Source organism: Methylobacterium sp. J-001 (assembly GCF_022829565.1).
GTDB lineage: Bacteria > Pseudomonadota > Alphaproteobacteria > Rhizobiales > Beijerinckiaceae > Methylobacterium.
On record NZ_JAKSYN010000051.1, the window covers coordinates 1 to 11505 of the forward strand.

Genomic DNA, 11505 nt, shown 5'->3' on the forward strand with positions numbered 1-11505 from the left:
CGAGCGCGGGCGGCAGGACCACGCTTGCCGGCTCGTTCGGGTCTGGCCGGGCGATCACCGCTGGGGCCGGCTCGGTCTGGCTGCGGTTGTAGGGCAGGGGCGGCACGGCGGCGGCGATGTAGACGAACTCGCCGGCCCCGGCGATCACGTGGTTCTCCCAGTGCTCGCCCCAGAAGCAGCCCGAGATTCCGGACAGGACGTGGATCGCGGTCTCGTGCGACTCGTGCTTGTGGGCGTGCGCGCGCTCGCCCGGCGTGATCTCCAGAAGCTGCATGTGGAGCGCGTTGGCGCCCACGGCCTGCAGCGCTGGGACAGGGCGGGCGTCGCCTCATCCGCGTTGCCTACGACGTTCTGACACATCGCTGCCGGATAAGGGCCAACGACTGACCCCAAGCGCGGCTCCATCGCCCCTGTGCGGGGGAGGGTGGGCCGGCCGTCAGGCCGGGTCGGGAGAGGGGAACCCGGCTTCAGGACAGGGCGCGACCGGCATGACGGGCGCAGCTCAACCCTGCACTGTCGCTCCCCTCTCCCGCCCCCCTTCGGGGGCCACCCTCCCCCGCAGAGGGGGGAGGGCGAGCCGCGGTGCTTCCCGTGTCTTCTACCGACCTCGATGGGTGGATCCGCAAGCCCGTACGAAAGAGGCGGCCTGTCGCACTCGGTCATCGACGGCGGCCTCAAACCTGAGACTCCTACCCCTCCGCCTTCGACCAATCGACCCCGGCTTCGAGCTCCGGCAGCAGGACCACGCTTTCCTGCTCGTTCGGGTCGGTCCGGGCGATCACCGCTGTGACCGGCTCGGTCTGGCTGCGGTTGTAGGGCAGGTGCGGCACGTCGGCGGCGATGTAGACGAACTCGCCGGCCCCGGCGATCACGTGGTGCTCCAAGTGCTCGCCCCAGAAGCAGCCCGAGATTCCGGACAGGACGTGGATCGCGGTCTCGTGCGACTCGTGCTTGTGGGCGTGCGCGCGCTCGCCCGGCGGGATCTCCAGAAGCTGCATGTGGAGCGCGTTGGCGCCCACGGCCTCGGCCGAGATGGCTGGGCGATAGATATGCCCCTGCTTGCCGCGGAACGGTGCGCTTTCGCGCAGGACCACCAGGCCCGGCCGTGAGGTCTCGGATCTGGTGCTCATGACTCCCCCACCTTGAATGCGGCATCCACGGGGATCTGCATGCCGTTGACCAGGGCGTTGGTCTGGTTCGCCATGCCGACCACCGCCAGGAACTCGCCGTGCTTCTCCGGGGTCAGGCCCTTCGCGCCCGCCGCCGCGGTATGGGAATGGATGCAGTACGGGCAGCCATTGGCGATTGAGACCGCGATGTAGACCAGCTCCTTGGTCAGCGGATCGAGGCTGCCGGGCCCCATCACGACCTTCAGGCTGGCCCAGGTCCGCTCCAGAAGCCCCGGATCGTTGGCGAGGCCGCGCCAGAAGTTGTTGATGAAGTCCGAGCCCCGGGTCGCGCGGATGTCGGCGAACACCGCCCGCACCCGCGGGTCGGCCTCCGCCTCGGCGTCGCTCCACAGCTTCACGGTCGCCATCGGTCCCCTCCCCGCCCTAGAGCTTGCAGGCACCCTCGAGCGCCCGGTTCTCGGCCTCGGTGAACAGGCGCGAGCGGATATGGAAGCGCTTTTCCCGGCCGTTTTCCAGGGAGAACATGCCGCCGCGTCCCGGCACCACGTCGAGCAGGATGTGGGTGTGCTTCCAGACGGCGAATTGCGAGCGAGAGATGAAGAAGTCCGCGCCGCCGACCTGCCCGAGATGGATGTCGCCGTCGCTGATGATGAAGTCACCGACCGGGTAGCACATGGGCGAGGACCCGTCGCAGCAGCCGCCGGACTGGTGGAACATCACCGGGCCGTAGTCGGACCGCAGTTCGTCGATCAGTGCGAGAGCCGCAGGCGTCGCGGTGACCCGCAGCGGCGTACCGTCGGCGCCGACCTGCTCGGCGGTGGTAGCCTCCGGCGTCGAGATCGCACTCATGCTGCCCTCCCCTTCTGGTTGTTGGATATGCGTGCCGGGATCCGGATTTCTACGGCGCGCCGGGTCGGCCCCGCTGCCGAACCGGACATTCCTACCCTCCCCTCATCCTGAGGTGCGAGCGCAGCGAGCCTCGAAGGAGCCCTTTAGAAGGCTTTGCGATCCCTGGACGCCTCCTTCGAGGCCCCGCGATCGTCGATCGCCGGGCACCTCAGGATGAGGGGGCGGGTTGGATAAATTGCGCGGTCAAGATGGCGTCGCGAAAGCTATCGCCCCCGCCCCCAAAACAAAAAGCCCCGGCCGCGAGGCCGGGGTGAAGTCGGCTCGGGGGATGACCCGGACCAGAACTCAGAAGAAGCCGAGTTTTTTGGCCGAGTAGCTGACCAGCATGTTCTTGGTCTGCTGGTAGTGATCGAGCATCATTTTGTGGGTCTCACGGCCGATGCCGGATTGCTTGTAGCCGCCGAAGGCCGCATGGGCCGGATAGGCGTGGTAGCAGTTCGTCCAGACCCGGCCGGCCTGGATCGCCCGGCCGAAGCGGTAGGCGCGGGTGCCGTCGCGGGTCCAGATGCCGGCGCCGAGGCCGTAGAGCGTGTCGTTGGCGATCGCCAGCGCGTCAGCATCGTCCTTGAAGGTCGTGACCGACAGGACGGGTCCGAAGATCTCTTCCTGGAAGATCCGCATCTTGTTGTGGCCGCGGAACACCGTCGGCTGCACGTAGAAGCCCTCGGCGAGCTCGCCGTCCTTGACGTTGCGCTCGCCGCCGGTGAGCAGCTGCGCGCCTTCCTGGCGGCCGATATCGATGTAGCTGAGAATCTTCTCCATCTGCTCGCCGGAGGCCTGGGCGCCGATCATCGTGGCCGGATCCAGCGGCGAGCCCTGGGTGATCGCCTCGACCCTCTTGATCGCTCGCTCCATGAAGCGGTCGTAGATCGACTCGTGCACGAGCGCGCGGCTCGGGCAGGTGCAGACCTCGCCCTGGTTGAGGGCGAACATCGTGAAGCCTTCGAGGGCCTTGTCGAAGAAGTCGTCGTCCTCGTTGGCCACGTCGGCGAAGAAGATGTTCGGCGACTTGCCGCCCAGCTCCAGGGTCACCGGGATCAGGTTCTGCGAGGCGTATTGCATGATCAGGCGGCCGGTGGTCGTCTCACCGGTGAACGCGATCTTGGCGATGCGCGGCGAGGAAGCCAGCGGCTTGCCGGCCTCGAGGCCGAACCCGTTGACGATGTTGATCACGCCGGGGGGCAGCAGGTCGGCCAGCAGCTCCATCACCACCAGGATCGAGGCCGGGGTCTGCTCGGCGGGCTTTAGCACCACGCAATTGCCGGCGGCGATCGCCGGGGCGAGCTTCCAGACCGCCATCAGGATCGGGAAGTTCCACGGGATGATCTGGCCGACGACGCCCAGCGGCTCGTGGAAATGGTAGGCCACGGTGTCGTGGTCGATCTCGGAGATCGAGCCTTCCTGCGCGCGGACGCAGCCGGCGAAGTAGCGGAAATGGTCGATCGCCAGGGGGATGTCGGCGTTGGTGGTCTCGCGGATCGGCTTGCCGTTGTCCCAGGTCTCGGCAAGGGCGATCAGATCGAGGTTCTCCTCCATCCGGTCGGCCATCCTGTTGAGGATGCGGGCGCGCTCGGCCGGGGCGGTACGACCCCAGGATTCCTTGGCCGCATGGGCGGCGTCCAGCGCCTTGTCGACGTCGGACGCGTCGGAGCGGGCGACCTCGCAAATCACCTTGCCGGTGATCGGCGAGGTGTTCTCGAAATAGCGGCCGGCGCTCGGCGCGACCCACTGGCCGCCGATGAAGTTGTCGTAGCGGGCCGAGAAGGGCGACTTGGTCCGGGCGTCGCCCAGGAATTCCGGCTTGTTCATGGCTCTGTTCCCTCCATAAGCCCCGGCCTCGCGAACCGCGGCTCTTGGGCTGAAGCTGGTACGCGGACCGCCGCTTGTTGCGGCTTGGCCCGGTTCGGCTCGGGTGGCAGCCAATGACTTTTGGCCTGCCGAATCAAGCTGGACTTTTGGCCAGTGCGCGAGTGCGGTGATCCTACGCCTTCCCGATCAGGATCGCGAGAGGACAATTCTTGAATGGTTCGGAACTGCACGATGTCGTTACAAAGACCGTCCGAATGTCCGGTGCCACCAACGATTGCTCGGCCAACACTTTGACAGCCGTGTTATAACGGCTTGCTGACCTTGAGCGTGAGCGTGGCCGGTGCGACCGACGCGGTGTCAGGATCCCAGGGCGAATGGCAGGGCGAGCATTGCCAGCGGCAGCGCCGCGACCGCCGCTGCCCGCAGCCATGCCGGCCGATAGGACATCACCGCCACCACCAGCAGCGCCGCTCCGGTGAGCCCGCCGATCCACTGGACCGGTCCGAAATTCCAGCCGCTGCAGGCGACGGAGGCGGCGAAAGCCACCGCGAGCCCGCACCAGCCGGCCACCCGCAGGCCTCGGGTCCGGTTCCGGGGGGCAGGCACGCGGAACACGGCCCGGTGATGCCGATCGAGGCTCAGCGCAAGCGCGGCGAAACTGGAGAAGCTGAGGCAGATGCTCAGCACCACGGCAGGTACCGTCACGCTTCGACCGCCCGCGACCGGTTCGGTTGGGCCGCTCGCATCTGGCGGCGCGGCCGGGACGCGAGGCGGGCACCGAGGGCGAGGAGCATGGCCACAGCCAGCATCGCCGCATCGAACCCGAGGAACCGCGTCTCGTTGATGGTGAGCGCGTCGACGAGGGGGATGGCCAGGAAGGCAAGGGCCGCCACTCCGAGCGCGGCGGGCCAGGCCCTGGCCTTCGGGTAGAGCAGCGCCGCCAGGGCGGCGAGCATCCAGCCGGCAAAGAAGCCACGCACCTCCCAATCCGCCCGGCCGACCAGGTCGAGGGGGAGTAGGCGGTTGGCCAGGAAGTAGGCTGCGAGGCCCGTGGGCAATCCGGCGATGGTTCCGAGATTCAGGATGCGCACAAGACGCAGCCCGAAGCCTGCCGGATCTGCGCCCTTCGGCGCCCGGGCGACGGTCCACAGGACGAGGCCAGAGGCAATGGTCGCGGCGCCCATGACGCCGCAGATGAAGAACAACACCCGCAGAGGCGCGGCCGCAAAGTGCGCCTCGTGCAGGCCGATCATCACGGCACCGGTACGGGTCGCGGCGGCGACGTCGCCCGTTCGCGACAGTTCGGCGCCAGTATCGCCCGCATAGACGATCTGCGGATGAAGATGCGCAAGTCCGGGCGGCTCCTCGAAAAACGCGGTGACGCTCGCGGCCGCGTCGCCCGGCCCGGTCACCATCACGACCTCGGGCACCTCCCCATGCGCCGCGGTCGCCCGGGCGACGATCTCGCCCAGCGGCATGAGGGTGCCGGGCTGGCCCGCGGGCTTGCGCGCCGCCGCCATGATCCCGGTTTCCGCGTAGTAGGCCAGGATATCGTCCTGGTAGGCGGCCTTCACCCCCCAGGGCATCAGCAGCGGCCCCAGCTCGACGAGGCCGGTATAGACGATCATCAGGTGGAACGGCAGCGCCAGCACCCCGACGACATTGTGGGCATCGAGCAAGCCGCGCTGGGCGGATCTGTCCCGCCGGAAGGTGAAGAAATCGGCGAAGATCCGCCGGTGGGTGACGATCCCGCTGATTAGCGAGATCAGCAGGATCATCGCGCAGATCCCGACGATCCAGCGGCCCCAGACCGGCGGCAGGCTCAGCTCGAAATGGAAGCGGTAGAGGAAATCGCCGCCCTTGGTGTCGCGCGCCTGAGACGGCTCGCCGGTGGCGGGATCGAGGAGCGCGTGGTGATACGGTCCGGCCGGGTTGTTCCACCAGTAGACCTCCGCCGTCGGATGCTCGGCGGTGGGAAGCTTGACGGACCAAGCCAGGGCATCGGGCATCGTCCGCCCGAGAAACGCGGCGGCGCGGGTGGCCGCGGTGGCCGGATCGGCCGTGGGCGCGCTCAGCTCCGGCCGCATCCAGTGCGAGATCTCGGTGCGGTAATAGCTTGCGGCGCCGGTGACGAAGATCGCGAACAGCACCCAGCCGACCACGAGCCCGGACCAGGTGTGCAGCCACGCCATCGACTGCCGGAAGCTTTTTCGCGGGGCATGGCTCATGGGACGACCGTCGCCGAGAACGCCCCGGCGAGCCACAATCCGGCTGCCAGCAGCGCCGCGATGACACCGAGGACCAGGGCCGCACGACGCAGGGTCCGGGCGGAGAAAACCCAGACCACCGCCCCGGCCATGATCGCGAAGCTCGCGAGCGTCCCGGTCGAGACCGCCTCCGAGCGCGGCAACGGCAGGGCGAGCGCGAACAGAGCCGTCGACAGAGCCGCGACGCCGTAACCCCCGAACGCCGCTAGCACGACGCGTCCGGCCACGGAGAGACGGTCGGTCAATCCCGGCATAGGGCGAGCGCTCATCGCGCGGTCTCCCGGTTTCGTGATCCCATGAGGCGGCCTAGCAGCGGCCGACGGGGACTCGCAACGGCTATGTTTGGGAACGATTCCAGTGTGCAGAGAGCTGCTTAGGCGATGGATTCGCAGGACGACATCCATCGGCGAGCGCTCGTATCAATCGTCGCCCCACCCCGAGGCGGCGACGCGCGGCGCCACTCGGAAGGAAGGCTCCCGGGAGCGCGGCAACGACAAGAGCGCTCCTTGGAGGCCTGGCGGTCCGCGATCACCGGGCACCTCGAGACGTGGGGGTGGGTGAGCGTTACCGCGGTCGGCGCCGAGCTCGGCTCAGCGGACACGTTTCGAGATGTCGTCGTGCCGCCATAGCCCGAGCCATCAGGGAATTGCTCGGCTGTTCGCTGGTGGAAACCCGGTGGGTCAGCGGCCCGCCGCGGGCGTCCCTCGGCTCGATCGCTGCAGCCCGGCCGCCGCGTCGCGCGCACTCGGCGGCAGATCGGGACCGGTACCGGTGCGGCCGGCCCCAGCGCCGGGTTCCGTGACGGGGATTCCAACGGACCGGTCCCGCTCCTTGCCCAAGGCGTAGCCGGCGTTCACGCCCGCATAGACGCCGCTGAAATCCTCCGCTCGACCGGGAACGCTCGCGAGGACGAGCAGGATCGTCGGCATCAGGAGGTAACGCATGGCAATCCCGGAACGCGAAAGGCGGCGACCCCGCTCGGGACCGCCGCCTTTCAGCATTCTCACGGATCGCGGCAGCAAGACGGCCGCGGGGCCGATCAATCTTCGACGTTGATGCTCGAAGCCTCGCGGCCCTTCTGGCCCTCGACGACGCCGAGGGTGACCTGCTGACCTTCGGCCAGCGATTCGAGGCCGGCGCGGGACAGAGCCGAACGGTGAACGAAGACGTCCTTGCCGCCATCGTTGACCGAGACGAAGCCGAAGCCCTTGGCGGGATCGTACCACTTCACGGTGCCGCTCATCTCGACCGAGGGGCCGGAGGCTGCACGGCCACCGCCGCCAGCACCGGCACCATAACCGCCGCCACCGCCGCCGCCGTAACCGCCGCCGCCGCCGCCAGCACCATAGCCGCCACCGCCACCGCCGCCGAAGCGATCGGCGCCGAAGCCGCCGGTGCGCGGGCGCATCTCGCGCCGGGGCGCAGGCGCCTCGGCCGTGGAGGTATCGACGCTGGTGACGCTGGTGACCTGCGGCCCCTTCTGGCCCTGCGCTGTGGTGACCGTCAGCCGGGTCCCCGGCATCAGGTCGTCGTGGCCGGCAGCCTCGACGGCGCGGATGTGGAGGAAGGCATCGCCCGAACCGTCGCCGAGTTCGACAAAGCCGAAGCCCTTCTCCTTGTTGAACCACTTGACCGTCGCATCACGCTCCGGTCCGGTTGCGACCGGTGCCGCACCGCCACGGGCCGGGCCACGGTCGAAACCGCCACCGCCGAAACCGCCGCCGCCGCCACCACCGAAACCACCACCGCCGTATCCGCCGCTGGGGGGAGCCTGATCAGGCCATCTCGGCTCGCCACTCTCGTCGAAGCCGCGCTTCTGCGGCCCCCTGAAATCACGACCACGTCCCATCGAAAGCTCGCAAAAACCGTCCGCCGCCCTGGTCTCGAATACCGCGTGCGCGCCATCCCAGACAGCCCACGCCCCGCACTATCATTACCCCCGGTCGCGGTAACCAAGAATAACGCCCCAGTCCTGACGCAATCGGGCCTTGACCGCAAGGACCTTCTTGGCCAAGACGCGCCCGTTTCGTTACTTTCTTGCTGCAAACAACATAGATTGACGACGCCGGCCGACCGGGCGTTCGCTTTGCGGACGAGGGCGTTAGCGAAACGCAAAGGCTGTTCGGCTAACCTCGCGGTGCGCCCCGCAACGGCACACGGCCATGATCGCGACTCCGTCTTTCCCCGATCTCTCGGCCCTGGTGGTCGACGAGAGCCTCTATATCCGGCGAATCGTGCGCGACATGCTCATGCGGGTCGGCATCAAGCGCGTGCTCGAGGCGCCGGACGGCGCCGAGGCCCTGGGTGTGCTGGCGGAGAGCAAGCCTGACATCAGCATCATCGACTGGGATCTGTCGATCCTGTCGGGGGAAGAGTTCATCCGGCTCGCGCGCACGCCGGCGACCTCCCCCTGCCCCACCATCCCGATCATCCTGATGCTCGCCCAGCCGCGCCGGAACGTGGTCGACAGGGCGGTGGCGCTCGGGGTCAACGAGATCATCGCCAAGCCGTTCTCGCCCAAGACCCTGTGGTCGCGCCTCGACGAGGTGATCAACCGCCCCCGCCCCTATTCCCAGGTGAAGAGCCTGCTGCGGCCGATCCCGCGCCGGACCAGCGCGATGAAGGCCGTCGCCTGAGTACGGTCTCGATCCGACATTGCAGTTCCCGACCGACCCTGTAGGGTCTTTCATCACGAATGGCCGAGCGCAACGCTCCCGGCCGACCCGAAGGACCGACGGCCGCGCCGATGAGGGACGAGACCGCTGCGGCCGCGCCGTCCCGCATTTCGCCCGGCGCTGCGCCGCTCAAGACGCCGGCCCCGCTACCGGGCCGTGATCGCCGGCGCGTCGCCTACGCGGCGCTGGACCTCGGCACCAACAATTGCCGCCTGCTGATCGCCGAGCCGACCTTCAGCGGCTTCCGGGTGATCGACGCCTTCTCGCGCATCGTCCGGCTCGGCGAGGGGCTGGGCACCTCAGACCGGCTCAACGAGGCCGCGATCGAGCGTACCGTCGAGGCCCTGCGCATCTGCCGGACCAAGATGCAGAGCCGAGGCGTGCGGCGGGCCAAGGTGATCGCCACGGAGGCTTGCCGTCTGGCGGTGAACGGCGCGGCCTTCGTCGACCGCGTCCGGCGGGGCGTCGGCCTGGATCTCGAGATCGTCGACCGCCAGACCGAAGCCTATCTCGCGGTGACCGGTTGCGCGGCGCTCGCCGATCCCGAGGCCGAGTCGGTCGTGATCTTCGATATCGGGGGCGGCTCGACCGAGATCGCCTGGCTCGACGGAGAGGCCGCCAACCCGTCCACCGACCCGACCCTGCGGATCCGCGCCTGGGATTCCCTGCCGGTGGGCGTTGTCACCCTGGCCGAGCGCCATGGCGGTGCCGAGGTGACCCGGCGGATGTTCGAGGGCATGGTCGAAGAGGTGGCCGAGAAGCTGTCCGCCTTCGCGCTTCGGGCAGCGGCGGCGGCCACGGCCCCGCATTTCCACCTGCTCGGCACCTCCGGCACCGTGACGACGATCGCCGCGATGCATCTGCGCCTGGCGCGCTACGAGCGGCGGCGGGTCGATGGCCTGTGGATGAGCGACGACGAGGTCTCGACCGCCATCGACGATCTGCTCGACACCCGCCTTGAACAGCGGGCCGACAATCCCTGCATCGGCCGCGACCGGGCGGATCTGGTGCTGGCGGGCTGCGCAATCCTGGAAGCGATCCGGCGGGCTTTCCCGTCGGAACGCCTGCGCATCGCCGACAGAGGCCTGCGCGAAGGACTGTTGATGAACATGATGCGGGAGGACGGCGTCTGGAATCGGAAGGCCGTTCGATGAGGACCCTACGATGAGCGACCGGCGCGGCGGCGCGGGCTCCACCGGGGGCGTGCGCGGCGAACTCAAGCAACGGGTGAAGACCGGGCGCGGCCGGACCCTGTCGCAGAAGCGCTGGCTGGAGCGTCAGCTCAACGATCCCTACGTCGCCCGGGCCAAGCGTGAGGGCTATCGCTCGCGCGCGGCCTACAAGCTGATCGAGATCGACGAGCGCTACAAGCTGCTGAAGCCCGGCCAGCGGGTGGTCGATCTCGGCGCCGCCCCCGGCGGCTGGTCGCAGGTCGCCGCGCGGATCGTGGGCGCCACGGGCCGCGTCGTCGGAATCGACCTCCTGGAGATCGAGCCGATGGCGGGGGTCGAATTCATCACCCTCGACTTCCTCGATCCGGAGGCGCCAGCCAAGCTCACCGCGATGCTCGGTGGACCGGCCGATATCGTCCTGTCCGACATGGCCGCCAATGCCACCGGCCACAAGAAGACCGACCATCTGCGGATCATCGGTTTGGCCGAGACCGCGGCCGAATTCGCCCGCGAGATTCTGGGCCCCGGCGGCGCCTATCTCGCCAAGGTCCTGCAGGGCGGCACCGAGAACGCCCTGTTGGCCGACCTGAAGCGGGATTTCACCGCCGTGCGCCACGTGAAGCCCGCGGCGAGCCGGTCCGATTCGAGCGAGCTCTACGTGCTGGCTACGGGCTATCGCAGCGCGGCGGCCCGGGCCGCGGCAGCGGCGGCGGACGAGGCTTAAGCCGCGACCGATGCTGGTCGCGTGGGCGCTGTCGCTGGTTAATCCCGCGCCCCGGCGCCTACGCCGACTTGGCTATGTCCGCCAGAGCGGCCTGCTCCATGCCCGCTCGCGTCGCTGCCGCGTGGCCTGGGCGCCGCACCTGATGCGCGCCCGCGGCGCGATCATCGCCGCCGCCGAAGCGATCTCCGAGCGAGGGTCGGCCGTGGTGCTGGGTTCCGGGCTCCTCGACGACGTGCCGCTCGACGCGCTCGCCGACCTGTTCGACCGGGTGCACCTGGTGGATGCGGTGCACCCCTGGCCGGCGCGGCTGGCCGCCCGGCGACACAGCGACGTCGGGCTCGTGACCGCGGAGATCAGCGCCGGGCTGACGGATCCCGACCTCCGGGAGATCTGTGCGGGAGCCGATCTGATCGTCTCGGCCAATCTCCTGTCGCAACTGCCGATCGTGCCGATCGAAGCCTATGAGGCCCGGGGCCGCGAGGCGCCCCCGCGGCTCGGCACACAGATCGTCGAGACCCATCTCGCCGCCCTCGACCGGCTGGCCGCCGGGACCGGGCGAGTCTGCCTGATCACCGATACGGTGCAGCGCGAGGAGGACCGCGCCGGCCGGGTGACGAACACCCTCGATCTGATGTTCGGCGTGGCACTTCCCAAGCCGGCCGAAGCCTGGGACTGGGAACTCGCGCCCTTCGGCGAGAGCGACCGACGCCGTCGGCTGATCCACCGGGTCCACGCCTATCCGGACTGGCGGGCCGCCCGGGCCTGATCCGATTGCGCAGTGCTGCGGGCCAGCAAAAAGCCGCCCCGGTTTCCCAGGAC

General features: G+C 68.9%; 14 protein-coding genes. 4 read left to right on the plus strand and 10 right to left on the minus strand.

Annotation, left to right across the window (positions count from 1 at the left end):
- From MKK65_RS05065 to MKK65_RS31125, 10 genes are all read right to left on the minus strand, one after another.
- Positions 1-295, minus strand: a 295-nt coding sequence (locus MKK65_RS05065; RefSeq protein ID WP_243955985.1) for a cupin domain-containing protein, incomplete at its 3' end; no start/stop codon positions are given.
- Between the two features lie 394 nt (positions 296-689).
- On the minus strand, positions 690-1130 hold the full coding sequence (locus MKK65_RS05070; protein ID WP_243955987.1) for a cupin domain-containing protein: 441 nt from the start codon (positions 1128-1130) through the stop codon (positions 690-692).
- Complete coding sequence (locus tag MKK65_RS05075) at positions 1127-1537, minus strand: carboxymuconolactone decarboxylase family protein (RefSeq protein WP_243955988.1); 411 nt, start codon at positions 1535-1537, stop codon at positions 1127-1129. The genes MKK65_RS05070 and MKK65_RS05075 overlap by 4 nt, the downstream gene beginning before the upstream one ends.
- Before the next feature lie 16 nt (positions 1538-1553).
- Positions 1554-1979, minus strand: coding sequence for a DUF779 domain-containing protein (locus MKK65_RS05080; protein ID WP_243955990.1), 426 nt, complete (start codon positions 1977-1979; stop codon positions 1554-1556).
- Between the two features lie 345 nt (positions 1980-2324).
- A complete protein-coding gene (adh, locus tag MKK65_RS05085; protein ID WP_243955992.1) occupies positions 2325-3848 on the minus strand; it encodes an aldehyde dehydrogenase in 1524 nt (507 codons plus the stop codon).
- A 357-nt stretch (positions 3849-4205) separates the two neighbouring features.
- A complete protein-coding gene (locus MKK65_RS05090) occupies positions 4206-4553 on the minus strand; it encodes a DUF3325 domain-containing protein (RefSeq protein ID WP_058190242.1) in 348 nt (115 codons plus the stop codon).
- Positions 4550-6076, minus strand: a complete 1527-nt coding sequence (locus MKK65_RS05095) for a PepSY-associated TM helix domain-containing protein (protein ID WP_243955994.1) — start codon at positions 6074-6076, stop codon at positions 4550-4552. Before MKK65_RS05095 ends, MKK65_RS05090 begins: the two co-directional genes overlap by 4 nt.
- Positions 6073-6384: an iron transporter gene (locus MKK65_RS05100; protein ID WP_243955996.1), complete on the minus strand. Its 312-nt coding sequence runs from the start codon at positions 6382-6384 to the stop codon at positions 6073-6075. Before MKK65_RS05100 ends, MKK65_RS05095 begins: the two co-directional genes overlap by 4 nt.
- A gap of 411 nt (positions 6385-6795) precedes the next feature.
- Entirely contained in the window at positions 6796-7059 is a 264-nt protein-coding gene (locus MKK65_RS05105) for a hypothetical protein (protein ID WP_243955998.1), read from the minus strand.
- A gap of 95 nt (positions 7060-7154) precedes the next feature.
- Positions 7155-7964 (minus strand): cold-shock protein, encoded by an 810-nt coding sequence (locus MKK65_RS31125; RefSeq protein ID WP_279596526.1) that lies wholly within the window; start codon positions 7962-7964, stop codon positions 7155-7157.
- Positions 7965-8277: 313 nt separating this feature from the next.
- On the opposite strand from MKK65_RS31125, the gene MKK65_RS05120 reads away from it, so the two are divergent.
- The 4 genes from MKK65_RS05120 (at position 8278) to MKK65_RS05135 (ending at position 11452) form a co-directional block, all read left to right on the plus strand.
- Positions 8278-8751 carry a response regulator gene (locus tag MKK65_RS05120; RefSeq protein ID WP_058190232.1) on the plus strand — a complete coding sequence of 158 codons (474 nt, stop codon included), beginning with the start codon at positions 8278-8280 and terminating at the stop codon, positions 8749-8751.
- A gap of 110 nt (positions 8752-8861) precedes the next feature.
- Entirely contained in the window at positions 8862-9944 is a 1083-nt protein-coding gene (locus tag MKK65_RS05125; protein WP_058190575.1) for a Ppx/GppA phosphatase family protein, read from the plus strand.
- A gap of 10 nt (positions 9945-9954) precedes the next feature.
- Positions 9955-10686: an RlmE family RNA methyltransferase gene (locus MKK65_RS05130; protein WP_243956001.1), complete on the plus strand. Its 732-nt coding sequence runs from the start codon at positions 9955-9957 to the stop codon at positions 10684-10686.
- 10 nt (positions 10687-10696) lie between these two features.
- Positions 10697-11452, plus strand: coding sequence for a hypothetical protein (locus MKK65_RS05135; RefSeq protein WP_243956002.1), 756 nt, complete (start codon positions 10697-10699; stop codon positions 11450-11452).
- The last annotated feature ends 53 nt before the right edge of the window (positions 11453-11505 follow it).

Bases quoted from the DNA above. Each gene is read 5' to 3' on its own strand.
- MKK65_RS05120 (WP_058190232.1), top strand. From the start codon at position 8,278: ATGATCGCGACTCCGTCTTTCCCCGATCTCTCGGCCCTGGTGGTCGAC.
- MKK65_RS05130 (WP_243956001.1), top strand. From the start codon at position 9,955: ATGAGCGACCGGCGCGGCGGCGCGGGCTCCACCGGGGGCGTGCGCGGC.
- MKK65_RS05070 (WP_243955987.1), bottom strand. From the start codon at position 1,130: ATGAGCACCAGATCCGAGACCTCACGGCCGGGCCTGGTGGTCCTGCGC.
- MKK65_RS05095 (WP_243955994.1), bottom strand. From the start codon at position 6,076: ATGAGCCATGCCCCGCGAAAAAGCTTCCGGCAGTCGATGGCGTGGCTG.
- MKK65_RS05100 (WP_243955996.1), bottom strand. From the start codon at position 6,384: ATGAGCGCTCGCCCTATGCCGGGATTGACCGACCGTCTCTCCGTGGCC.
- MKK65_RS05075 (WP_243955988.1), bottom strand. From the start codon at position 1,537: ATGGCGACCGTGAAGCTGTGGAGCGACGCCGAGGCGGAGGCCGACCCG.
- MKK65_RS05080 (WP_243955990.1), bottom strand. From the start codon at position 1,979: ATGAGTGCGATCTCGACGCCGGAGGCTACCACCGCCGAGCAGGTCGGC.
- MKK65_RS31125 (WP_279596526.1), bottom strand. From the start codon at position 7,964: ATGGGACGTGGTCGTGATTTCAGGGGGCCGCAGAAGCGCGGCTTCGAC.
- adh (WP_243955992.1), bottom strand. From the start codon at position 3,848: ATGAACAAGCCGGAATTCCTGGGCGACGCCCGGACCAAGTCGCCCTTC.
- MKK65_RS05125 (WP_058190575.1), top strand. From the start codon at position 8,862: ATGAGGGACGAGACCGCTGCGGCCGCGCCGTCCCGCATTTCGCCCGGC.
- MKK65_RS05135 (WP_243956002.1), top strand. From the start codon at position 10,697: ATGCTGGTCGCGTGGGCGCTGTCGCTGGTTAATCCCGCGCCCCGGCGC.
- MKK65_RS05105 (WP_243955998.1), bottom strand. From the start codon at position 7,059: ATGCGTTACCTCCTGATGCCGACGATCCTGCTCGTCCTCGCGAGCGTT.